Source organism: Plantibacter sp. ME-Dv--P-122b (genome assembly GCF_030209375.1).
GTDB lineage: Bacteria > Actinomycetota > Actinomycetes > Actinomycetales > Microbacteriaceae > Plantibacter.
Genome location: NZ_JARVSC010000001.1, coordinates 393,162 through 414,881, shown reverse-complemented (window position 1 = coordinate 414,881; position 21,720 = coordinate 393,162). Strand labels below are relative to the sequence as shown.

The 21,720-nt window shown below is 70.3% G+C and carries 15 protein-coding genes; 10 read left to right on the top strand and 5 right to left on the bottom strand.

The features are described from left to right. Nucleotides 1–26 precede the first annotated feature (26 nt). Nucleotides 27–998 carry an NAD(P)/FAD-dependent oxidoreductase gene (locus tag QRN19_RS01965; RefSeq protein ID WP_285024908.1) on the top strand — a complete coding sequence of 324 codons (972 nt, stop codon included), beginning with the start codon at nt 27–29 and terminating at the stop codon, nt 996–998. Nucleotides 999–1,089: 91 nt separating this feature from the next. Continuing rightward, nucleotides 1,090–1,464: an iron chaperone gene (locus QRN19_RS01960; RefSeq protein ID WP_285024907.1), complete on the top strand. Its 375-nt coding sequence runs from the start codon at nt 1,090–1,092 to the stop codon at nt 1,462–1,464. A gap of 105 nt (nt 1,465–1,569) precedes the next feature. Here QRN19_RS01960 and QRN19_RS01955 read toward each other — a convergent pair whose 3' ends face one another. Continuing rightward, the gene (locus QRN19_RS01955; RefSeq protein WP_285024906.1) at nt 1,570–2,772 is read right to left on the bottom strand and encodes an SLC13 family permease; all 1,203 of its coding nucleotides are present in this window, start codon (nt 2,770–2,772) and stop codon (nt 1,570–1,572) included. Between the two features lie 251 nt (nt 2,773–3,023). Between QRN19_RS01955 and QRN19_RS01950 the strand changes: the two genes are divergently transcribed. After that, nucleotides 3,024–7,115, top strand: coding sequence for a LamG-like jellyroll fold domain-containing protein (locus tag QRN19_RS01950; RefSeq protein WP_285024905.1), 4,092 nt, complete (start codon nt 3,024–3,026; stop codon nt 7,113–7,115). Nucleotides 7,116–7,161: 46 nt separating this feature from the next. Here QRN19_RS01950 and QRN19_RS01945 read toward each other — a convergent pair whose 3' ends face one another. The 3 genes from QRN19_RS01945 to QRN19_RS01935 form a co-directional block, all read right to left on the bottom strand. Continuing rightward, nucleotides 7,162–7,539: a DUF1801 domain-containing protein gene (locus tag QRN19_RS01945; protein WP_285024903.1), complete on the bottom strand. Its 378-nt coding sequence runs from the start codon at nt 7,537–7,539 to the stop codon at nt 7,162–7,164. Between the two features lie 4 nt (nt 7,540–7,543). Then, nucleotides 7,544–8,839, bottom strand: coding sequence for a C40 family peptidase (locus QRN19_RS01940; RefSeq protein WP_285024902.1), 1,296 nt, complete (start codon nt 8,837–8,839; stop codon nt 7,544–7,546). A 409-nt stretch (nt 8,840–9,248) separates the two neighbouring features. Beyond that, nucleotides 9,249–9,734, bottom strand: coding sequence for a MarR family winged helix-turn-helix transcriptional regulator (locus QRN19_RS01935; protein WP_285024900.1), 486 nt, complete (start codon nt 9,732–9,734; stop codon nt 9,249–9,251). 486 nt (nt 9,735–10,220) lie between these two features. Between QRN19_RS01935 and QRN19_RS01930 the strand changes: the two genes are divergently transcribed. The 4 genes from QRN19_RS01930 (at nt 10,221) to QRN19_RS01915 (ending at nt 15,513) form a co-directional block, all read left to right on the top strand. Further along, complete coding sequence (locus QRN19_RS01930; protein ID WP_285024899.1) at nt 10,221–11,756, top strand: sugar transferase; 1,536 nt, start codon at nt 10,221–10,223, stop codon at nt 11,754–11,756. Between the two features lie 493 nt (nt 11,757–12,249). Then, on the top strand, nt 12,250–13,518 hold the full coding sequence (locus QRN19_RS01925; RefSeq protein WP_285024898.1) for a glycosyltransferase: 1,269 nt from the start codon (nt 12,250–12,252) through the stop codon (nt 13,516–13,518). Next, nucleotides 13,515–14,294: a CDP-alcohol phosphatidyltransferase family protein gene (locus tag QRN19_RS01920; protein ID WP_285024896.1), complete on the top strand. Its 780-nt coding sequence runs from the start codon at nt 13,515–13,517 to the stop codon at nt 14,292–14,294. The genes QRN19_RS01925 and QRN19_RS01920 overlap by 4 nt, the downstream gene beginning before the upstream one ends. A gap of 109 nt (nt 14,295–14,403) precedes the next feature. After that, nucleotides 14,404–15,513, top strand: a complete 1,110-nt coding sequence (locus QRN19_RS01915; protein WP_285024894.1) for a glycosyltransferase — start codon at nt 14,404–14,406, stop codon at nt 15,511–15,513. 39 nt (nt 15,514–15,552) lie between these two features. Here the strand turns inward: QRN19_RS01915 and QRN19_RS01910 are convergent, their stop codons facing one another. After that, the gene (locus QRN19_RS01910) at nt 15,553–16,170 is read right to left on the bottom strand and encodes an arsenate reductase/protein-tyrosine-phosphatase family protein (RefSeq protein WP_285024893.1); all 618 of its coding nucleotides are present in this window, start codon (nt 16,168–16,170) and stop codon (nt 15,553–15,555) included. A 140-nt stretch (nt 16,171–16,310) separates the two neighbouring features. Between QRN19_RS01910 and QRN19_RS01905 the strand changes: the two genes are divergently transcribed. Genes QRN19_RS01905 through QRN19_RS01895 form a run of 3 tightly spaced genes read left to right on the top strand, consistent with a single transcriptional unit; the run spans nt 16,311 to nt 21,673 of the window. Next, nucleotides 16,311–17,750: a tyrosine-protein kinase domain-containing protein gene (locus QRN19_RS01905; RefSeq protein WP_285024892.1), complete on the top strand. Its 1,440-nt coding sequence runs from the start codon at nt 16,311–16,313 to the stop codon at nt 17,748–17,750. Nucleotides 17,751–17,754: 4 nt separating this feature from the next. Next, the gene (locus QRN19_RS01900) at nt 17,755–19,071 is read left to right on the top strand and encodes an acyltransferase family protein (protein WP_285024891.1); all 1,317 of its coding nucleotides are present in this window, start codon (nt 17,755–17,757) and stop codon (nt 19,069–19,071) included. Then, nucleotides 18,986–21,673 (top strand): right-handed parallel beta-helix repeat-containing protein, encoded by a 2,688-nt coding sequence (locus tag QRN19_RS01895; RefSeq protein WP_285024889.1) that lies wholly within the window; start codon nt 18,986–18,988, stop codon nt 21,671–21,673. Before QRN19_RS01900 ends, QRN19_RS01895 begins: the two co-directional genes overlap by 86 nt. Nucleotides 21,674–21,720 lie beyond the last annotated feature (47 nt).

Sequence of the window (21,720 nt, the reverse complement as noted above, 5' to 3'; positions counted from 1 at the left end):
AGCACGTCGACCGAACGGAACGATCCATGAGCACTCCCCTCACCCCGGCAACCACCACCGACCTCGTCGACGCCGTCATCGTCGGCGGGGGCGCCGCCGGGCTCAGCGCAGCCATCATGCTCGGACGATCACGACGGTCCGTGATCGTCGTCGACGGCGGCCAGCCCCGGAACGCACCCGCCGACGGCGTCCACGGTTTCCTGACCCGAGAGGGCACCCCGCCTCGCGAGCTCCTGCGCCTCGGCCGCGCGGAGGTGGCGTCGTACGGCGTCCGCGTCGTCGACGGCCAGGTCGTCGATGCCGGGCGCGACGACGACGGGTTCATCCTGACGACGGCGGACGGCGCGATCGTCCGGGGCCGCCGCCTCCTCATCGCCACCGGCACCGCCGACGAGCTCCCGCCCATCCCCGGCCTCTGGGAGCGGTTCGGCCGCGACGCCCTCCACTGCCCCTACTGCCACGGGTGGGAGGTCCAGGACCGCGTGATCGGTGTCCTCGGCACGAACGCGGAGGCCGCAGCCCACCAGGCGCAGCTGTTCCGGCAGCTGAGCGACCGGGTCGTCGTGCTCCGCAACACCGCGGGCGCCTTCACGGCGGAGCAGGAGGCGGCGTTCGCGGCGCGGGGCATCGAGGTGGTCGACGGCGTCGTGGAGCGGCTCGAGATCGCCGACGACCGGCTCGTCGGCGTGCGCCTGGACGACGGCCGCACCGTCCCCGTCGAGGCGCTGGCCGTCGCCCCGGTCAACCGGGTGCGCGCCGAGGCGTTCACCGGTCTCGGGCTCCACACGCGACCGCACCCGCGCGGCGCCGAGTTCGGCGATGCGATCGGCGTCGACGAGCTGGGCGCCACCTCGGTGCCGGGCGTCTGGGCGGCCGGAGACGTCACCAACCTGCGGACCCAGGTCCTGCAGGCGGCGGCCGCCGGATCGATGGCCGGCGCGATCATGAACGCCGACCTCGTCCAGGAGGACGTGCGGCGCGCCCTCGCGAAGCGGTAGAACCACCACTGTCGCGCGAGACGCGGACATGGGACGATGACGGCACGGGGGCAGCGGCTCCCGTGCCGTCTCCGTTCCGACGAGGAGAGACATGCCGGGTGCACCCACCACGATCGACGACTACCTCGCCGCGCAACCCACCGACGCGGCGGACGCCATCGAGGAGATCCGACTCCGCGTCCACCGCATCGTGCCTGGAGTCACCGAGGCCATCCGCTACGGCATGCCGACCTTCATGCTCGACGACCGCTACCTGCTCTACCTCGGCGCCTGGAAGCACCACATCGCCCTGTACTCGATCCCGCCGTTCGACGGGCCCCTCCAGAACGCCGTCGCCGACTACCGGGCGGCGAAGGACACGCTGCAGTTCCCGTTCAGTCGACCGATCCCCTTCGACCTCATCGACCGGATCGTCGCGGAGCTGTTGGAGCGGCGCCGGGCGGCGGACGCACGCCACGAGCACTGAGGGAGAGCGACGCGTCGCCACCCTTCGACAGGCTCAGGGACCGGGGAAGGGTGCTCAGGGACCGGGGAAGGGTGCTCGGGGACCGGGGAAGAGTGCTCAGGGACCTCACGGCAGTATCGCGCCGGCACCCTGCGCCAGCCAGAGCCCGACGGTGGCGAGGGCCACCGTCAGCGGTGCGACCACGAACCCGAGCGCGATGAACCGGCCCCAACCGAACTCGACATCAGCAGCCTGGAGCCGCGCGTGCCAGAGCAGGGTCGCGAGGGCCGCCCACGGGGTGATGAGCGCGCCCGCGTTCACCCCGATGAGCAGGGCGGCGAAGCGCACGGGGTCGCCGGCCACCGGCTCGAGGGCGAGGTACGCCGGGAGGTTGTCGACGAGGTTGGCACTCGCCATGCCGACCCCCGCCAGCTGCAGGAGCGCCAGGAGGGAGTCGCCGGACCCCGCGATTGACGCGAGCGCCCGCGCGAGCCCCAGAGCGTGAGCCGCCTCGACCACGAGGAACAGTCCTGAGGCGAGCAGGACGAGCTGCCATGGGACGAGCGCCGGACGCAGCGCCGCCGGACGCCGGATGAGGAACACCACGACGAGTATCACCGCCGCACCGACCGCCGACATCCACACCGGGATGCCCGACACCAGCAGCGGCAGGAGCACGAGTACCACGAGCCCGGACGTCCACAGCAGCACCCGGTCGTCGTCCTGCGCTTCCACGTCCACCGTGTAGGCACCGGCGAGCTGGCGGCGGTACACGATCGCGAGGACCACGCACGGGACCACGACCGCGATGATCGCCGGGACGACCATGAGCGCTGCGAATCCGCCGGGGCCGAGCGGGCCGCCACCTGAGGCCGTGGCAGCCTCGTCGATCGCGTGCTCCGCAAGGAGGTTGGTGAGGTTCGACACCGGCAACAACAGCGACGCCGTGCACGCCAACCAGACGGTGGTCAGGGCGAACGGCACCGGCGACAGCCCGGCGTGCCGCGCGAGCGTGATGACGACCGGGGTCAGGAGGACCGCCGTGGTGTCGAGCGAGAGGAAGACGGTGCTGAGCGTGGCCAGCGCGACGACGAGCACCCACAGCAGCCAGGTACTCCCCCGGCCCCAGCGCACGAGCCGGGAGGCGACGAGGGTGAACAGGCCGGCGTCGGCAGCGAGTTCGGCGACGACGGTGATCGCGACGACGAACAGGAGGATCGGCCACACGCGGTCCGCGATGCCGAGTGCCTCCGGGGCGGGGAGGACACCGGTGAGGATCGCGATCGTCCCGATGACGAGCAGCACGACGCCGAGCACGGCACTGCGCACGAGGCCTCCTTCACCACCGGTCCGTCGGTGCGCTGTCGCCCGCTCGGCAGTCGATCATACGTCCGTCGCGTCCGCCGTCGCGGCCCGTTGCACCGGCCGGTCCCCGCGAGATCGCCCCGAATTGGGGGCATCACCGCGCTTGGAACCCTCGCAGGGGACTGACAGCATCGAAAGACGTGCCGAAGCAGATGCGTGGTGCTCTGGCCGCCTGCTCTTCCGGTGCGCCACCACCACCGGAAGAGGGGAACACCGTGGGTCGACCGCGAACCGAACGATCCGACGAGTCGCGGACGCGGCCGACCCGCCGATGGGCCGGCGTCCTCGCGGGATCCGTGACGACGGCGGCGCTGCTGCTCGGCGCGCTCGTCCCGGTCTCCGCCGCGGTCGCCGACAGCGCTCCGGTCGATCCGTCAGATCCGCTCACCCCAGCCACCGTGACCGCCGACTCGCTGCCCGCTCCGCAGATCGACGGCGTGGTCTGGGACCAGGTCGTCGCCGGAGGGACGGTGTACGTCGGCGGCCAGTTCACGACGGCGCGCCCGGCCGGAGCCGCAGCCGGCGTCGGCACGGTCGCCCGCTCCAACTTCCTCGCTTACGACCTCGCGACCGGTCAACTGCGTGCGGACGTCGCGACGTCGTTCGACGGTCAGATCCGAGCGATGGCTGTCTCCCCCGACCAGTCGCGCCTGTACGTGGCCGGCTCGTTCACGAAGGTGGACGGTACGACCCGCTATCGCGTCGCCGCCTTCTCGCTCCCCACCATGACCCTCGTGTCCACCTTCGCACCCACGGTGAACGCCACCGTCGAGTCCATCGCGGCCACCTCCACGACCGTCTATCTCGGCGGCATCTTCACGTCCGTCCAGAAGAACGAGCGGCTCCGCGGGGCCGCGCTCAGTGCGACGAACGCAGCCCTGCAGCCCTGGAACCCCGTGGTCCTCGGCGGCTCGGTCAAGGCGATCGTCGTCTCCCCGGACGCGTCGAAGGTGGTACTCGGCGGTGGGTTCACCTCGATCGGCGGCTCGGCCGAGCCGGGACTCGGCATGGGCGCCGTCACCGGCGACTCCGGTGCGGTCCTCCCCTGGGCGGCCAACTCCGTGATCCGCAACGGCGGCGCCAAGTCCGCCGTCTTCTCGCTGTCCGCCGACGCCGACAGCGTCTACGGCGTCGGCTACCAGCACAGCCAGGGCGGGAAGGCCACCGAGGGCACCTTCCGCATGAGCTGGGCGGACGGCAGTCTCCTGTGGTTGGCCGACTGCCACGGCGACAGCTACTCCGTGCAGGTCGTCGGCGACGTCGTCTACACGGCCGGGCACGCGCACGCCTGCGACAACACCGGCGGCTTCCCCAACTCCGACGGCTACCACCGCGCGGTCGCGTTCTCGAAGCAGGGCAACGGACGGGTCGCGCACAACACCCCGCCCGGGGGCTGGACCTACGGCAACTTCGAGGGCAACCCGGCCACGGAGCTGCTCCACTGGTTCCCCGACCTGAACGCGGGCAGCTTCACCGGCGTGACCCAGGGGCCGTGGGACGTCACTGCAGGCGGCGACTACGTGCTGTACGCCGGCGAGTTCACCACGGTGAACGGCGCACCGCAGCAGGGCCTCGCCCGGTTCGGCACGCGTGCCGTCTCGACGAACGCCCAGGGCCCGCAACTCGGCGGCTCCAAGATGGCGCCGACCGTGACTGCGATCGGCGACGGCGCGGCGAAGGTCACCTGGCCGTCGAACGTGGACCGCGACAGCGAGGTGCTCCGGTACGACGTCATCCGCGACGACGACACGGCATCGCCCGTGTTCACGGTGAACGCGGCGTCGTCCTTCTGGGACAAGCTCGACCTGACCTTCGTCGACCAGGGCCTCACCGTCGGTCGCGAGTACCGGTACCGCGTGAAGACGACCGACGCCACCGGCAACGTAGCCTGGGGCGACAACCTGACGTTCACGGCCGCCGGCGGAGCACCGATCACTTCCACCGACCTCGACCGCACGGTCCTCGCGGACAGCCCCTCGCACTACTGGTCGCTCAACGAGCGCACGGGGACGATCGGCGGTGACTGGGTGGGCGCCGCCGATCTGCAGCTGACCGGCTCGACCCTCGGGCGCGACCAGCCCGGCGCGGAGTCGGACGGCAGCGGCACCTCGACCTCGTTCGGCGGCGACGCACGAGGGGTGACGGCGACGACCGAGCCCTTCACGAACCGCTTCACCCTCGAGGCGTGGGTGCAGACGACGTCGACCAGTGGCGGACCGATCATCGGCGCCTCGAACGGGACCGCGCTCGGCTCCGGCAACCGCGATCGCCTCGTCTATCTCGGCAACGACGGGCGCGTCCGCTTCGGCCTCTACCCCGGGGCCGTCCGGACGGTCAGCTCGGCCAGCGCGGTCAACGACGGCGCCTGGCACCACGTGGTCGCGGTCCTCGGCAACACTGGCCAGCAGCTCTACATCGACGGCACCCTCGAGGCCGAGGACCGGAGCACGGTACGGGCGCAGGACTACAGCGGCTACTGGACGGTCGGCGGCACCTCGCTGTCCGGCTGGCCGGACCGTCCGTCGAGCGACCACCTGAACGGCCGCCTCGACGACGTCGCGGTCTACCCGCGGGCGCTCACCGGCGCGCAGATCGCCGCGCACCACTCGGTCGGGGTCGACGGCATCGCCCCGCAGCCGCCGAACCAGGCACCTACCGCGGCGTTCACCCCGACGGTCGACGGGCTGGACCTCACCGTCGACGGCACCGCCTCGACCGACGCCGACGGCACCGTCACCGGATACGCCTGGGACTTCGGCGACGGAGCGACCGCCAGTGGCGCCACGGCGGGCCACGCCTACACCGCAGCCGGCGACTACCCCGTGACGCTCACCGTCACCGACGACGGCCAGGCGACGGCGAGCGTCACGCAGGTGGTGACGGTGACCGATCCGGTCGTCGACCCGGAGCCGGGCGCTCAGCCCTTCGCCTCGGACGCGTTCGAGCGCTCCACGACGAACGGCTGGGGCGACGCCGTCGTCGGCGGCATGTGGACCGTGGCCGGTGGGAAGACCGCCTTCGCGGTGTCCGACTCGACTGCGACGATCCAGACTCCCGCAGCAGGCCTCCGCACCGCTCGCCTCAACGGCGTCGCCGAGGCCTCCGCCGACGTGCTCGCGGACGTCGCCCCGTCGATCGTCGCGAACGGCGGCGGCGCCTACGCCTCGGTGATCACCCGCCAGGTCGGCTCCGCCGCGTACTCCGCCCGGCTCTGGTACCGCGCGGCGAACGACGTGCGCCTGCAGCTGCTCGCCGGTTCGACGGTGCTCGTCTCGCAGCGGATCGACGGGCTGACGGCGAGCGGGGCGCTCCACCTCCGAGCCGTCGCCGGTGCACCGGTGGACGGGGCGACGAGCCTCACCGCGAAGGTGTGGGCCGGGTCCTCCCCCGAACCCGCCGAGTGGCAGGTCATGGCGGCGGACACGACTGCGGCGCTCCAGGCGCCGGGTGCGGTCGGGCTCTCCGGCTACGTGTCCGCCTCGGCGAGCAACGGGCCGGTCACGTTCACGATCGACGCGTTCGACGCGGTCCCTGCCGGTGGTCGCGAGACCGCGGCGCCCGCCCCTGAGCCGACGGAGCCCGCGGAGCCGACGGATCCTGCCGAGCCTGTCGAGCCAGCGGATCCGACCACCCCGACGGATCCGACCACGCCGACGGACCCGACGACGCCCGCCGAGCCCGCGGCGGTCGTCTCCGACGACTTCACCCGCGAGGTGACCAGCGGCTGGGGTGACGCGAACCTCGGTGGCACCTGGACGCTCGCCGGCGGCCGGACCGGCTTCGGCGTCTCGTCGAACCGTGGCACGATCGCCGCCGCCCCGGGTGCCACCCGGACGGCCGTGCTCTCGGCGACGACAGTCGCAGCGGCCGAGACCTCGGTGACCTTCTCGCTCGACCAGGCACCGAGCGGCGGCGGGCAGTTCATCTCGCTCATCACCCGGCAAATCGGCTCCGACCGATACGTCACGCGCGCATGGATCCAGGCGTCCGGCGTCATCCAGGTGCAGGTGCAGCGGAACGGCAGCACGATCGCCGCGACCAACCTCGCCGGGACGTCCGTGGGCGCGGGTGCCGAGGTCCACCTCGTGACCCGGACGACGGGCACCAGCGGCGCCGGCGGCACCACGATCGAGGCGAAGGCGTGGACCGGGGACCTCGAACCGACGGCGTTCCAGCTAGCGGTGGTCGATGAGACCCCGGCGCTACAGGGAGCCGGAGCCGTGGGGCTCGGCCTGTACCTCTCGGGCTCCGCCGCGGCCACCACGACCGTGTCCTTCCGGGACCTCCGGGTGCTGCCGCTCGGGTGACCGGACCGCTCGGGTGGCCGGGCGCCCGGCGCGGACGGAGCGCGACTCAGGTCCGGACCCACCGCGAGATGAGTTCGAGCAGCGCGGCCTCCGCCTCGGCCGCTGCCTTGGCACTGGCGAAGGTCACGACACCGCGGTCGGGTGCTGCCCACACCACGAGACCGGAGGGGTCGTCGAAGCGGAAGGCGTTGGCGTCGTCCCGCAGCTGCACGCCCCGGTGCAGGATGATCCGGATGCGGTTGGCCGGGTGAAGCGCGAAGGTGACGCGGTCCTCGCCGTCGTAGACGAAGCTCGGCGCCTTCCACTTCAGGTGCTCCGAGAAGCCCTCGTCCGAGGCCATGATCGCCTCGCGCAAGCGGACGACCGCCGGCTTCAGCTGGTGCGTGAGGGAGGCGAGGTAGGCGTCGACCTCGGCGGAGCTCATGGGATCAACCCGTCGGGCGACCGACGTAGGGTGCGACGTCGCCGGATCCCCAGATACCGCCGACCCGGGTGCCGGCTCGCTCGTTGGCCGCCTCGACGATCTGGCCGTTCCCGAGGTAGATGGCGACGTGGTAGTAGTCGTAGCCGCTCGACCAGAAGATGAGGTCGCCACGCTGCTTCTGGCTGTAGGGCACCAGGCGTCCCTGCGACTGCATCGTGTAGTACTGGTTCGTCGCCGAGTGCGTGCCGATGCCGCTCCCGTAGGCAGCGCGGGTGAGGCCCGAGCAGTCCCAGACGTTCGGGCCGGAACCGCCGAGCTGGTAGCCCTTGCCGACCTGGGCGAGCGCGAAGGCGATCGCCGACTCGACGCCGGCGGAGTTCGGAGGTGCGACCGAGCCGCCACCGCCGCCACCGCCGCTGGACGCGCCGCCACCACCACCGCTCGATCCACCGCCGCCGGACGAACCGCCGGACGACGCGGGAGGGGTGTTGGCCGCCGCTGCCGCCGCTGCAGCCGCTTCCGCCGCCTGGCGAGCGGACTCGCCGGCCGCGTACCCGCGCTCGGTCTCGGCGGTGGTGTTCTTCAGGGAGGCGAGCTGCGCGTAGAGCTGGTCGGCCTGCTGCTCCTGTGCCGCCACCGCTGCGGATGCCGCCGCCGAGGCGCTCTCCGCCTCGTCGTACTTCGTCTGCGCCTCGCCCTCGAGGCGTTCGCGTTCCGTCTTGGCGACCTCCGCCTGGTCGGTCAGGCCGCTCGCCGCGTTGCGGTCGGTCACCGCCTCGGCGTAGCTCGCGGCGTTCCGTTCGCCCAGCTTGTCCATGACGGACAGCCGCGACAGCAGGTCGTCGGACTTCCCCGCGCCGAGGACGAGGTCGAGCGAGACGTCGCCACCACCGCCGCGCGACAGCTGCGCGATGAGCGCACCGGCGCGCTGCTTCGAGACCTTGGCGGCGGCCGCGGCAGCCTCGGCCTGCTCACGCAGCGCAGACTCGCGGGCGGTCGCCTCGGTCACGGCGTCCTGCGCCTGACGGTAGGCCTCTGCGGCGATCTGCGCGGTGCGGAACGCGGCGTCGGACTGCTCCTGCAGCGAGGTGATGAGTGCGGTGATGTTCGTGATCTCGGCGGCCTTCGCGGACTCACTCGACTTGGCCGCTTCGACGTCGGCCCAGCTCGGGTAGTCGTCCGCGTGAGCGGGCAGGGCACCGACGGTGAGTGACGCCGTGACGACGCCGACGGAGAGGGCCATCGCCAGCCAGGGACGGCGGCGGCCGTACTGCGCTCCGGGCGTTCGTGCGGGGGTCATCATTCTCCAGTCCGACGACACGATCACGGCGACCTCGGCGGGTCGCGGCCGTCATCCTGTCACAACAGTCACAATAGAAACTTTGATCACACTAGCCACTCTCGTCCCGGAGCACCAGCTCGAATGCCCCCGGACGGGGTACGCGTGCGCCAGGATCGACCCCCGAGTGGACGCCCGACGTGCAGCCGCAGCCGGAGACGCTCGCATTACGACGGTTCCCGGGGGCACTTCGACAAGCTCAGCGACCGGAAACGGTGCACCCGGACCTTGTCCGGTCGCTGAGCCTGTCGAAGGGCAGCCCCGGCCGGACACCCCCGCATCACGACGGTTCCCCGGGGACACTTCGACAAGCTCAGCGACCGGGTGAGGGCACGCTCAGCGACCGGGGAAGGGCGATCTGGCGGGCAGGTCAGGCGGGTTCGACGTCCTCCGGCGACCAGCGGGCGGACTCGCCGGAACGGATGATCGCGAGCAACTGGGACCGCAACGCCGACTCGTCGGGCAGTTCGGGGAACACGTCGGCTTCGAGTCGATGTGCGGCCAACCAGGCTTCGTCGCCCGCCTGCGTCCGGCTCACCACGTGACGACGACGGTCGTCGGCCGCGGCGATGCGCTCGATGTGACCGGCCCGTTCGAGTCGGTCGAGCGTTCGGGACATCGTCTGGTTCTGCACGCGGGCTCGTCGGGCGAGCTCCTTCTGACTGGCGGGGCCGCTGTCGAGCAGGTGCAGCACGATGAGACCGGCGTGGGTGACACCGATGCCGTCGAGGGCCTGCTGCCAGGTGTGCTCGATCAGTCGCGAGGCCGTGGACAGGAGGCGCCCGGTGGGCCAATCGGCCATGGGATCGCGGGCATCGTCGGCGATCACGCCATCCGTCGCGCGCGCTCCATCCATGGCACCAATGTAGTCGCTGCGCGTCCGGCCGAGCCGCCACTCACCACCGGCGTGACGACGGTGGCCCGTGCTGTCCCCCACCAGGTGGTGACGAGAGCGGCCGACGGGGTCCGTGGCCAGATCGACGAATGACGACGGAATCACGCGTCCAGCATCGCCCTCACCCCCAGAATTGGGGGCCGGTACCCCCCTGGAGTGGGGGATCCGCCGATGACCCCCGCTTCCTACAGTTGAGGGATATCTAAGGGGGACGCTCATCTCGACCGGGTTCACCGGTCGGTCGTGGGCACACGAGTGACGTCGCGTTCTCCGCGGGCGGCCCGAACCGCCCGTGCGCACCGCGCACCAGCATCACACCCGACCCCACAAGTGGATAGCAGCCCTCATGACGACGTACCCGAACCGCCGTCGGACCCTCCGACGCCCATGTCCGCACACCCGAACCGCGGCCACCCTCCCGCACCGCTCGGAACGGTGGACCAGCGCGTGAGCACCGACGTCAACGAACACGCCTTCCCGATCACCGGTCCGATCGCGAGCCCCATCGGGTTGCGCCGGCGTCGAGCCGTCGCGGCCTCCTCCCCCGCCGCGGTCGCCTCGCTGACGCAACGCGAGTGGTCGAAGCGATACCGTCGTCGGGTCGTCCTCACCGACAGCGCGATCGCGCTCTTCGCCGTCTCAGCGGCCTTCGTCGTGCGATTCGGAGACGAACCCGTCGGCCCGGAGGCGCAGCAGCTCTACGCTCTCCTGTCAGGCGTCATCGTGCTCGTGTGGCTCGCCTTCCTGGGGTTCACCAGGACCCGGGACAGCCGCATCATCGGCTCCGGCGTCGCCGAGTACAAGGGTGTCGTCAACGCCAGTGCGTTCGCTTTCGGCATCCTCGCCATCGCCTTCCTCATCCTGAAGATCGACATCGCACGGGGGTACTTCATCCTCGCGCTCCCCGCGGGGACACTCGCGCTCCTCGTCTCCCGCTGGATGTGGCGCCGTTGGCTCCTCAGCCGTCGCCGAGTCGGTGAGTACACCGCACGGACCGTCGTCGTGGGCAAGCGGGACGACGTCGCCTACGTCCTCGAACAGGTCGCGAAGCAGCACAGCATGAGCTACACCGTCGTCGGCGCAGCCGTGACCGACGAAGAGACGGCCGAACCGTTCTCCAGCCGCGGAAGCTCCGTCCCGGTCATCGCGCACATCGACGGCGTCGCCCAGGCCGCGGCGAACCTCACCGCCGACGCCGTCATCATCGCCGGCCCCGTCGACGGGGGCACCGAGTACATCCGACGACTCGGGTGGGACCTCGAGGGGACGGCCACCGAGCTCGTCCTCGCCGCGCGACTCACCGACGTCGCCGGCCCGCGCATCCACTTCCGCCCCGTCGAGGAGCTGCCGCTCATCCACGTGGAGATCCCACAGTTCGACGGCGGCCACCACATCATGAAGCGAGCGCTCGACGTCGGTCTCACGAGCCTCGGCATGCTGCTCATCTCGCCGCTGCTGGCACTCATCGCCCTCGCCGTCAAGCTCGACAGTCCTGGCCCCGTCCTGTTCCGTCAGGAGCGCGTCGGGCGCAACGGCGAGCGGTTCACGATGTTCAAGTTCCGGTCGATGGTCACCGACGCCGAAGCAGCGCTCCCCGCCCTGATGGCGCAGAGCGAGGGGAACGGCGTACTCTTCAAGATGAAGAACGACCCGCGGGTCACGCGTGTCGGCCGCATCCTGCGGAAGTACTCGCTCGACGAGTTCCCGCAGCTGTGGAACATCCTCACCGGCGACATGAGCCTCGTCGGGCCCCGGCCGCCGCTGGCGAGCGAGGTCGCGGAGTACGAGAAGGATGTTCACCGTCGGCTGCACATCAAGCCGGGCCTGACCGGCATGTGGCAGGTCTCCGGACGGTCCGACCTGACCTGGGAGGAGAGCGTCCGCCTGGACCTCTACTACGTCGAGAACTGGTCCATCACGGGCGACCTGATGATCATGTGGCAGACGGTCAAAGTGGTCCTGAAACCGGTCGGCGCGTACTGATGCCAGGGCTTCTGTCGGTGATGCCCCCAAAGCGAGGGGTGTCCTGCGAAAAGAGGACAAATCCCCTTCCAGAGGGGACAACAGTTCGATACAGTCGTCTCCATCACCGCGAACCGGTGAGCCGCTCGACACCCGAAACACCCGAATCCGTCGAGTCGGTTCACCTGGTCAATGACGCCGCTCGCGCGCACGAACCCGATCGTGCATCGATATCCGTGACGCTTACCCGAGCGAATCGACCTTCGACGCCGTCCGCACCCGAAAGCGGACGTACCGGGCGAACGCGCACGCGCTGCACCATCGTCGTCGTGCAGGGACACCCGACCCGGTACGCGACGCCCACCATCCGAGCAACGACGCTTGCAGCGTCGACATCCCGCCTCGCCACGCAGACCCGGACACACTGCCGCGGAAGCGAACCCATGAGAAACCCGAACTCACCCATGATCTCCATTCAGCAGTGCTCGACGACCGGCGAAACGGCGACGATCCGATGACTGGCCACTCTCGCAGGGGCGTCGCCCACGGACGTCAGTCCGACGGCACCCTTCGCATCGCGATGGTCGGCACGCGAGGAGTCCCTGCGGCTTACGGCGGGTTCGAGACCGCGGTCGAGGAGATCGGCAGCAGGCTCGCCGCGCGTGGCCACGAGGTCACGGTCTACTGCCGCCGCACCGCGGCTGAGCAACCGGCCGAGCATCTCGGTATGCGACTCGTGCACCTGCCTGCCGTCCGCAAGAAGGTCCTCGAGACCCTCAGCCACACCGCTCTGTCCGTTCTCCACATGGCGGTCACCCGACGCCACGATGTGGCCTTCGTCTTCAACGCGGCGAACGCACCTTTCGTCCCCGTCATCCGCGCCAAGGGCGTACCGACCGCCGTGCACGTCGACGGCCTCGAATGGAAGCGCGCCAAGTGGAGCGGCTCCGGCAAGCGCTACTACCGGTGGGCGGAGGAGCGGTCCGTGCGCACCGCCGACGCGCTCATCGCAGACGCGGCGGGGATCGCCGACTACTACGAGCAGCAGTTCGGCGTGCCGACCGAACTCCTCACCTACGGCGCCAAGATCCTCGAACAGCCTCGGACGGATCTGCTCGGCTCCGGTGCCGGCGTCGAGGCCGGTGCGTTCCACCTCGTGGTCGCCCGCTTCGAACCGGAGAACCACGTCGACCTCATCGTCGAGGGCTTCATCCGCAGCGAGGCGCGACACCCGCTCGTCGTGGTCGGCTCCGCACCCTATGGCGCCGAGCACAGCGAACGCATCGCGGCCCTGGCCGCCAGCGACCCCCGGGTGCACCTGCTCGGCGGGGTCTGGGACCAGGAGCTCCTCGATCAGCTGTACGCGGGGGCACTGACCTACGTCCACGGCCACTCGGTCGGCGGCACGAACCCCTCGCTGCTCCGAGCCATGGGTGCCGGAACGGCCGTCATCGGCTTCGACTCCGTCTTCAACCACGAGGTCGTCGGGAGCACCGGTTCCTTCTTCGCCACGGCGGACGAGGTCGCCCGACTCATCGAGCAGGCCGAGCTGGACGAGGCGGGCACGGCGGCCCTCGGAGGAGCGCTCCAGGCACGCGCCGCCGAGGTATACCGCTGGGACACCATCGCCGACGGCTACGAGGCGCTCGCCCTGCGCCTGGCCGACGGCGCGACCATCCACGGCACCGGACGGTTCAACCGTCTGCCGATCGACTGGAACCCGAAACCCGTCGCCGGCATCCACCCGACACGCATCACCGAGAGCACCGGAGGATTGGCATGACCCGAATCACTGCCGACACCCGTTCGACCACCGAGTCCTACACCGAGATCATCGCCCGCCTCGCCGGCGCCCAGAAGAAGCGCGCACCGGGGGCACCTGCCTACTCCATCTACGTGAACCGCAAGGCGGGGCGGTATCTCGCCGCCGGAGCGTACAAGGTCGGACTGACCCCGAACGTCGTCACCGCGATCAGCGCGCTGTTCACCTTCGCCGGTATCGCGATGCTGGCGATCCTGCCACCCGCCTGGTGGGTCGGTGTCGCCGTCTGGCTCGCCCTCGCCATCGGGTACGCTTTCGACTCGGCCGACGGCCAGGTCGCCCGCCTGCGCGGCGGCGGCTCGGCGAGCGGCGAATGGCTGGACCACGTCGTCGACGCGACGAAGATCTCCACCCTGCACCTCGCGGTCCTCATCATGGTCTTCCGCCACTTCGACTTCACGAACCCGGCGCTGTACCTCATCCCGATGGGCTACACCGTGGTCGCCGCCGTCTCGTTCTTCGCGATGATCCTCAACGACCAGCTGAAGGCCGCCTACGGCTACAAGCCGGCCCTCGACGCCCGCCGGAGCTCGCCGATGCGCTCGCTGCTCGTCATCCCGACCGACTACGGCTTCCTCTGCATGATCTTCCTCCTCATCGGCTTCCCACCCCTCTTCTTCGCCGCCTACACGCTGATGTTCATCGCGAACGCCGGTCACCTCCTGCTCGCGTCCGTCAAGTGGTTCCGAGACATGGACCGTCTCGGAGCGGCTCCCGCCGCAGACGTCCGGAGCTGATCCGACGATGAACGGCCTTGGGGGGTCCGTCCGGTCGACTGCAGCGTCGACCGGACGGAGGACACTACTGCTCGCGCATCCGAGCGCGGACCTGTACGGATCCGACCGCGTGTTCCTGGAGACGGTGGAGGCGTTCGTGCGCGACGGCTCCGACGTCGTCGTGACGATGCCGGCCGACGGGCCACTGCGTGCGCTGCTCGTCGAGCGGGGCGCACGGGTGCACATCGTGCCGACGCTGGTGCTGCGGAAGAGCCTGCTGACCCCCCGCGGGTTCGGCGCGCTCGTATCGCAGACCGTCCGCGGGCTGCGAGCAGGAGGACGGCTCCTCCGCTCGGTGCAGCCGGACCTCGTGTGGACCAACACCATCACGATCCCGCTGTGGACGGCACTCGCCCGCCTGCACCGCCTGCCGTCCGTCGTGCACGTCCACGAGGCGGAGGGCTCGGCGAAGCCCGTCGTCATGCGCGCCCTCGCCTTCCCCCTGCTGTTCGCGGACCGGCTGATCGCGAACAGCCGCTACAGCGCCGAGACGCTCCAGCGCTCCTACCGTCGACTCGCCGGTCGGACGAGCGTCGTCCTGAACGGCGTACCCGGCCCCGACGCGGTGACGCAGCCCCGCGTGGACGTGCTCGACGAACTCCGCGTGCTCTTCGTCGGCCGTCTCTCGCCGCGGAAGGGGCCGGACCTCGTGATCGAGGCCGTCGACGAGCTCACCCGCCGCGGTATCCGAGCGCGAGCCGACATCGTCGGCGCCGTCTACCCCGGTTACGAGTGGTTCGAGGACGAGCTGCTGGCCTCCATCGCGGAGCGTGGGCTCGAGGGGCGCGTCACGCTGCACGGATTCCAGCCGTCTCCGTGGGCCGCGCTCGCGACCAGCGACGTGCTCGTCGTGCCGTCCCGACTCGACGAGCCCTTCGGCAACACCGCGGTCGAGAGCATCCTCGCCGCCCGGCCGGTCGTGGTGAGCGACACCTCAGGGCTTCGCGAGGCCGCGGCGGGTTACCGTGCCGCGACCTTCGTGACCCCTGGAGACGCGACCGCCATCGCCGACGCCCTCGCCGAGATCCGGTCGGACTGGGCCACCCGCTCCAGCGCGGCCATCACGGATGAGCGAATCGCCGCCGACCGGCATTCCGTCCGTTCCTACCAGGACCGGATCATCGACTCCGTGGTCGGGCTCCCGATCCGGGGACGGCGGAGCGGACGCGTCCATGTGTAGCGCCGACCGTCGTCCGGGTCGAGTTTCCGGTGGAGCCCGTCAGGCGGCGTCGCGGGGTGTCGCGGCCGGCAGCGCGGCCGTGAGCGCGTCGACGACCGCTCCGACCTGCGCAATGGTGCGGTCGTGGGCGGCCGACCCCTGCAGGTGGCCGTCGGCGATGTCGAACGGGTCCGCAGGCGTCGTCCTCCGCCCGAACCGCCGGAGGCCCGTGGGCTTCCGGCTCGTGGGTGCGAACCCGCGGCGCCCGTGGATGATCGTCGCGAAGCGGTCCAACACCCCGTCGGCCTCGACATCGGCCTCGTCGGCGAAGCCCGGCACGGTGGCCAGTGCAGCCGCCTCGCGCAGGGTGAACGTCCGAGACCGCGCCGCCGGTGCGAGCGCGGCGATGGCCGACCGCTCGGCCGTGGAGGCGGTCAGGATGAGTGACGCACCCTCGACGATCTCCAGCGAGACCGGCCGTGAGCGGTGCGCACCGGCGAACGCAGCGAAGCCGTCGCCGCGCTCCACCCGCCTGACCCGTTCGCAGATCTCGGAGCCGGCTCTGGCCGACACCCCGGCGCTCTCGACCACGACGCCGTCGAAGCCGGCCAGACCGCTCAACCGTCGATGCAACAGGAACTCCGCCAGCGGCGAGCGGCAGACGTTCGCCGCGCACACCACCAACAGTGTCTGGTCACGATGCTCGTCCAGATCCCTGCTCCCCTCGTCCTCCCCACATGATAGTGGGACCACCAGGGCGGCCGTCCCGCGCCGCCCGCAGCACAGCCCCGGCCAGGTGCCGGCAGAAGGGCAGTGACGTGACCGTTCACGACTACCTCGGCGCGATCCGCAAGCAGTGGGCCGTCATCCTCATCCTGGCGCTCCTCGGCGCAGCGGGCGGCTACGTCTACGCGCAGTCCATGCCGAGCATGTACCGCTCGACGAGCAGCGCCTACGCCTCCGCCGCGTACGGCGAGTCGACGAGCGAACTCGTCCAGGGATCGACCTACGTGCAGAACCTCGTGCAGTCCTACGCCCTCATCGCGAAATCCCCGTACGTCCTGCAGCCGGTCATCAACGACCTCGGTCTCGACCTGACGGTCGCCCAGCTCGCCCGGACGGTCACGGCCGACACCCCGCTCAACACCGTCGTGGTCGACATCTCCGTCGTGAACTCCGACCCGGAGCTCGCCAGGGCGATCGCCGACGGCATCGCGAAGTCGTTGTCAGACGCCGTCGCGAACATCTCCCCGAAGGATGCGGCGCAGGCCGCCTCGGTGCAGCTCACCATCATCTCGCCGGCATCGGCACCGGTGAACCCGGTGTCGCCGGATGTCCGGCTGATCACCGGTCTCGGCGCTGCGGTCGGCGTCCTGCTCGGCCTCGCTTGGGCAGTCCTCCGCCAACTCGTGGACACCCGCATCCGGAGCAACACCGACATCGACCTGGTCACCGACCTGCCCCTCCTCGCGGAGATCGGCCGCACCTCGCGCGACCGGCGCATCGCCCAGGTCGTCCGCTCCAGCCCGAACGGCGTCACCGCCGAGGCGTTCCGGTCGCTGTGCATGAGCCTCGCCTTCGCCGACGTCGACAAGCCCGTGGCCTCCGTGGTGGTCACCTCCGCACTCCCCGGCGAGGGGAAGAGCTCCGTCTCGGTCGGTCTCGCCATGTCGTTGGCCGAGTCGAGCGGGAGCGTCATCCTCGTCGACGGCGACCTCCGGAACCCCTCGATCGCCGACTACACCGGCCTCGAGGGATCGGTCGGCCTCACCAGCGTGCTTCTGGGCGACTCCTCGCTCGAGGACGCCGTGCAGCCCTGGGGCGTCCCCGGCCTCGACGTCCTCGTCGCGGGCGCCGTGCCGCCGAACCCCAACCAGCTCCTCGCCTCGGACACGATGCGCGGCACCCTCGAGGCGCTCAAAGCGAGATACGACTTCGTGGTGATCGACACCTCCCCGGTCATCCCGGTCACCGACCCGCTCTGGCTCGTCCACGAGACCGACGGCGCGATCGTCGTCGTCCGAGAGCGTCGGACGAAGCGGCAGCAGCTCCAGAAGGCGCTGTCCAACCTCGATTCGGTCGGCGCACGCGTCCTCGGCGTGGTGGCGAACGACGTGCGGCACCACGAGCGGACCACCTACTACACGGACGACGAGAACGCCCGACCCCGTCAGAGCAGCCACGCCCTCCGCCCGCGTCGGCGATCGTCCGCGTCCTCGGCCTCCGAGCCGATGCCGGAGACCGCCGGAGAGCGGTAGCCCGATGTCCGCAACGGCCCGACACGCGCGGCCGGGTCCGTCCACGGGCGCCGGTTCCCGAGAAACCTGGATCGATTCCGCACGCGGAATCGCCATCATCCTCGTGGTGCTGTTCCACGCCGTGATGTACCTCGGTGTGGCCGGGATCGCCGGTCCGTGGGCGCTCGCCAGCACGCCCCTCGACACCTTCCGGATGCCGCTGTTCTTCTTCGTCTCCGGGCTGCTGGCGCCCTCGGCCATCGCCCGCTCCTTCGGGGATCTGTTCCGCAAGCGTCTGGTGCTGCTCCTCTATCTCTACGTGGTGTGGAGCACCGTGCAGACCGCATACGGCGCGGTGATGCCCCCCATGAGCGACATACCGGACCCGGTGACCTGGTGGTCCTTCGCCTCGATCCTCGTCCAGCCGCACCCCAACCTCTGGTTCATCTACGCCCTGCCGATCTACTTCACGATCGCCTGGCTCATCCGCAGCTGGCCTCGTCTCCTGCAGCTCGGGCTCGCCGCGGTCGTCTCCGCTGCGTTCGGCACCGGGATGTTCTCGTCGCTCGGCGTGCCGTGGGAGAAGGCAGGGCGCTATTTCTGCTTCTTCCTCCTCGCCGCGCATGCGGCCCCACTCGTCCGACGGATCGCCCCGCGGCTCCGGCTCAGACACCTCCTCGCGCTCGTCGTGGTCTACGGGGCCATCGTCGCCGTCGTCCTCCGCACCGAGTGGCGGTTCCTCCCTTTCGTCCTGCTCGGGGCGGGCCTCGTAGCGACCGCGACCGGCATCGCGCTCGCCGTGGTGTTGTCCCGCGTGCGCGCGGGGGCGTTCCTGGCCTTCCTCGGCACCAGGACCCTTCCGATCTACCTCGTACATACGTTTCCTATGATTGCCGTCGCCGGAGCGCTGCACCCGGTCGCCGATGAGATGGCATCCTGGCAGCTGGTAGCACTCCCTCCTTCCCTCACCGCGCTGTCGATCCTCGTATCACTAGGCATCCACCGACTTCTCCGTTCGGTACCCGGCGTCTTCTCCGTCCCGGTCCGGAGGTGGACGACCACCTCGGATCTTCGCCTCCGAAACATGGACCCGTCACAGATCCCTGCTGTAGCATCCCTCAACAACACTCCAGCGCCACCCGACCGAAACGGCCTCCCGAAGGCCGAGTCCGCCCCGCACGACGCGATCGCATCACCCCCGCCCCTGCTCCGCGTCGAGGGATCGGACGCTCCCGATCCCCGTGAGGAACCCCCTTTTGACTTCCGATCCGTACGCAGCCGGTCCCCCCGCCGACCGCCGGCACCTGAACCAGACGACGAGCCGCCGAGCCGCGACACCTGAGCGACAGGGACGTACCCGACGCCTCGGCTCACTGCTGGCCGCCGGTGCCGCCGCTGGGGCGCTGATCCTCGCCTCCTTCACGGTGGCGACGCCGGCGAGCGCCGCCACAGAGACCTGGAAGGTCGGCTCCCCCGTCGTCAACGACACCTTCGCCCGGACGGTCGCGAGCGGTTTCGGCACCGCAGAGCTCGGAGGCGCCTACACCTCCCCGGTCACCACCGGACTGGCCGTGGCAGGTGGAGGCAGCATGTCCTTCGCCACCCCGGGCACAGCCCGGCAGGCACTGCTCTCTGCTGTCCAGATCGCCGACGTGCAGTCGACCGCGACGATCACCGTCCCGGCCCTCCCCACCGCGGGCAGCGGACTGTACTTCGGGCTGCAAGCCCGCTCCGACGGCGAGCGGTACTACCAGAGCACCTTGCGCGTCACGCCCGACGGTTCGGTCTACCTCGGTACCGCACGCGTCGACGGCTCCACCGCCGACCAGACGAGGCTCTCCAAGGAGGCACTCATCGCCTCCGGCCTCCAGCCGGGGCAGTCGCTCCAGATGGACCTCCGCACCCGATCGTCCGCCACCGTGACGATCGCGAGTCGTGCGTGGGTCGTCGGTGGCGCGAAGCCGTCCTGGCAGCGGATCGCCACTGATGCGAGTGCGCAGCGTCTCCAGTCCGGCGGCATCGGGGTCTGGGGGTATCTGTCGAGCGCGGCCGCACCGCAGGGCCTCGGCATCAGCGCGCTGAGCGCCGCCCCCGTCACGTCGACGTCGGCGAATCCGGAACCGGAACCGACGACGCAGGTCCCCGCGCCGACGGAACCCACGGACCCCGAGGAGACACCGGCGCCGGAGCCCACCACGCCGGCCGAACCGACGACGCCCACCACGCCGACCACACCCACTGCTCCCGATTCGCAGGTCCCCTCGACGGGCCGCGGTTCAGCACCGGTCGGGTCGACGTCCTACGCCATTCCGGCTAAGGCGCTCTATGTGTCTCCCGGTTCGCGCGCCGGGGGCTCCGGGACGCTCGCCTCGCCCTACACCTCGCTCGCGCACGCCGTCGATCGGGCTCCGAGCGGCTCCACCCTCGTACTCCGGGCCGGGACCTACCGGGAGAGCGTCGTCATCGCGAGCTCGAAGAAGCTCACCATCCAGTCGTACCCGAAGGAGGCGGTCTGGCTCGACGGCAGCTCCACCGTGACCGGTTGGAAGAAGAGCTCCGTCGGATGGGCCGTCTCCGGATGGAACACCGGTTTCGACACCAGCCCGACCTTCACCAAGGGTGCGTCGGACGGCAGTGCCGAGGCCATCAAGTTCATCAACCCCGCCTACCCGCTCGCCGCCTACCCCGACCAGGTATGGGTCGACGGCGTCGCCCAGCAACAGGTCGCCAGTGAGGGAGCGGTGGGAGCGGGTGCCTTCTTCGTCGACCGCGTTGGGAAGCGCCTCATCCTCGGGACGGACCCTTCCGGGAAGACCGTCACGGCGAGCAAGCTCCAGACGGCACTCGCCGTGAAGAGCGTCGGCAGCGTCGTGCGCGGCCTCGGTGTCCGGAACTACGGCAACTCGGTCTACCAGATGGGTGCGATCACGGCGCAGAACGACGCCATCACCTTCGAGAACCTCGTGGTGCAGGACAACGCCACGATCGGCATGTACGCGTGGGGCACCGGCGTGACCTTCGCGAACATCACCGCGACCGGCAACGGGATGATGGGCGGCGGAGCGAACTCGGCCGATAAGTTCACGCTGAAGAACTCCGTGATCTCGGGCAACAACGTGCAGAACTTCAACCGGATGCCGGTGTCCGGTGGGTTCAAGATCACGCGTTCGCGCACCGTCGCGTTCACCGACAACGACTTCCAGAAGAACACCACCGTCGGCCTCTGGCTCGACGAGTCCGTGTACAACGGGAAGGTCTCGGGGAACCGTTCCATCGGCAACGGAGCGACCGGGATCATCCTCGAGATCTCGGACACGTTCTCCGTGACGAACAACGTCATCGCCTCGAACGGGCGGTACGGCCTGTGGATCGGGAACACCGGCAACGTGCAGGTGTGGAACAACACCATCACGGGCAACTCGATGGCCGCCCTGCAGCTGACCCAGGACAAGCGTCGCCAGACGAACGTGAACTCCGCGGGCCACGACCGGCGTCAGCCGCTGCCCGACATGACGGTGCCGTGGATCATCAAGAACGTCACGGTGTCGAACAACGTCATCTCGGGTGCCGGCGGTGGGTGCCTCGTCTGCGTGGAGGACCAGTCGAAGGAGTTCACTGCCGAGCAGATGAAGCTCACGCTGAACGGCAACGTCTACCAGCGCGCCTCCGCGAACGCCCCGTCGCTCGCGGTGCGCTGGGGACAGGGTGCAGCGACCGCGAAGAGCTTCGCGACGGTGGCCGCGTTCACGAAGGCGACCGGCCAGGAACGGCGGTCGGTACTCGTCGAGGGCACTGCGGTCACGACGGCGGGCTACCAATTGACGCCGGCGGCACTCGTCCAGTCGGCGCTCGTCGTGGTCGCCGTGCCGAGCTCCATCGCCGGCCTGCTGGGGTTGCAGGCTGGGATCGCCCCGGCGCGGGCGGGGAGCCTCCTCAGCCCCTGATCACCTTCGGATCATGATCGGAACGGCGTGTGCTCCGGCACACGCCG

What these genes read in the sequence shown, in the direction of transcription:
- QRN19_RS01900 (WP_285024891.1), top strand. Translation starts at nt 17,755, where the DNA reads ATGTCCGCAACGGCCCGACACGCGCGGCCGGGTCCGTCCACGGGCGCC.
- QRN19_RS01965 (WP_285024908.1), top strand. Translation starts at nt 27, where the DNA reads ATGAGCACTCCCCTCACCCCGGCAACCACCACCGACCTCGTCGACGCC.
- QRN19_RS01940 (WP_285024902.1), bottom strand. Translation starts at nt 8,839, where the DNA reads ATGACCCCCGCACGAACGCCCGGAGCGCAGTACGGCCGCCGCCGTCCC.
- QRN19_RS01945 (WP_285024903.1), bottom strand. Translation starts at nt 7,539, where the DNA reads ATGAGCTCCGCCGAGGTCGACGCCTACCTCGCCTCCCTCACGCACCAG.
- QRN19_RS01925 (WP_285024898.1), top strand. Translation starts at nt 12,250, where the DNA reads ATGACTGGCCACTCTCGCAGGGGCGTCGCCCACGGACGTCAGTCCGAC.
- QRN19_RS01920 (WP_285024896.1), top strand. Translation starts at nt 13,515, where the DNA reads ATGACCCGAATCACTGCCGACACCCGTTCGACCACCGAGTCCTACACC.
- QRN19_RS01960 (WP_285024907.1), top strand. Translation starts at nt 1,090, where the DNA reads ATGCCGGGTGCACCCACCACGATCGACGACTACCTCGCCGCGCAACCC.
- QRN19_RS01935 (WP_285024900.1), bottom strand. Translation starts at nt 9,734, where the DNA reads ATGGATGGAGCGCGCGCGACGGATGGCGTGATCGCCGACGATGCCCGC.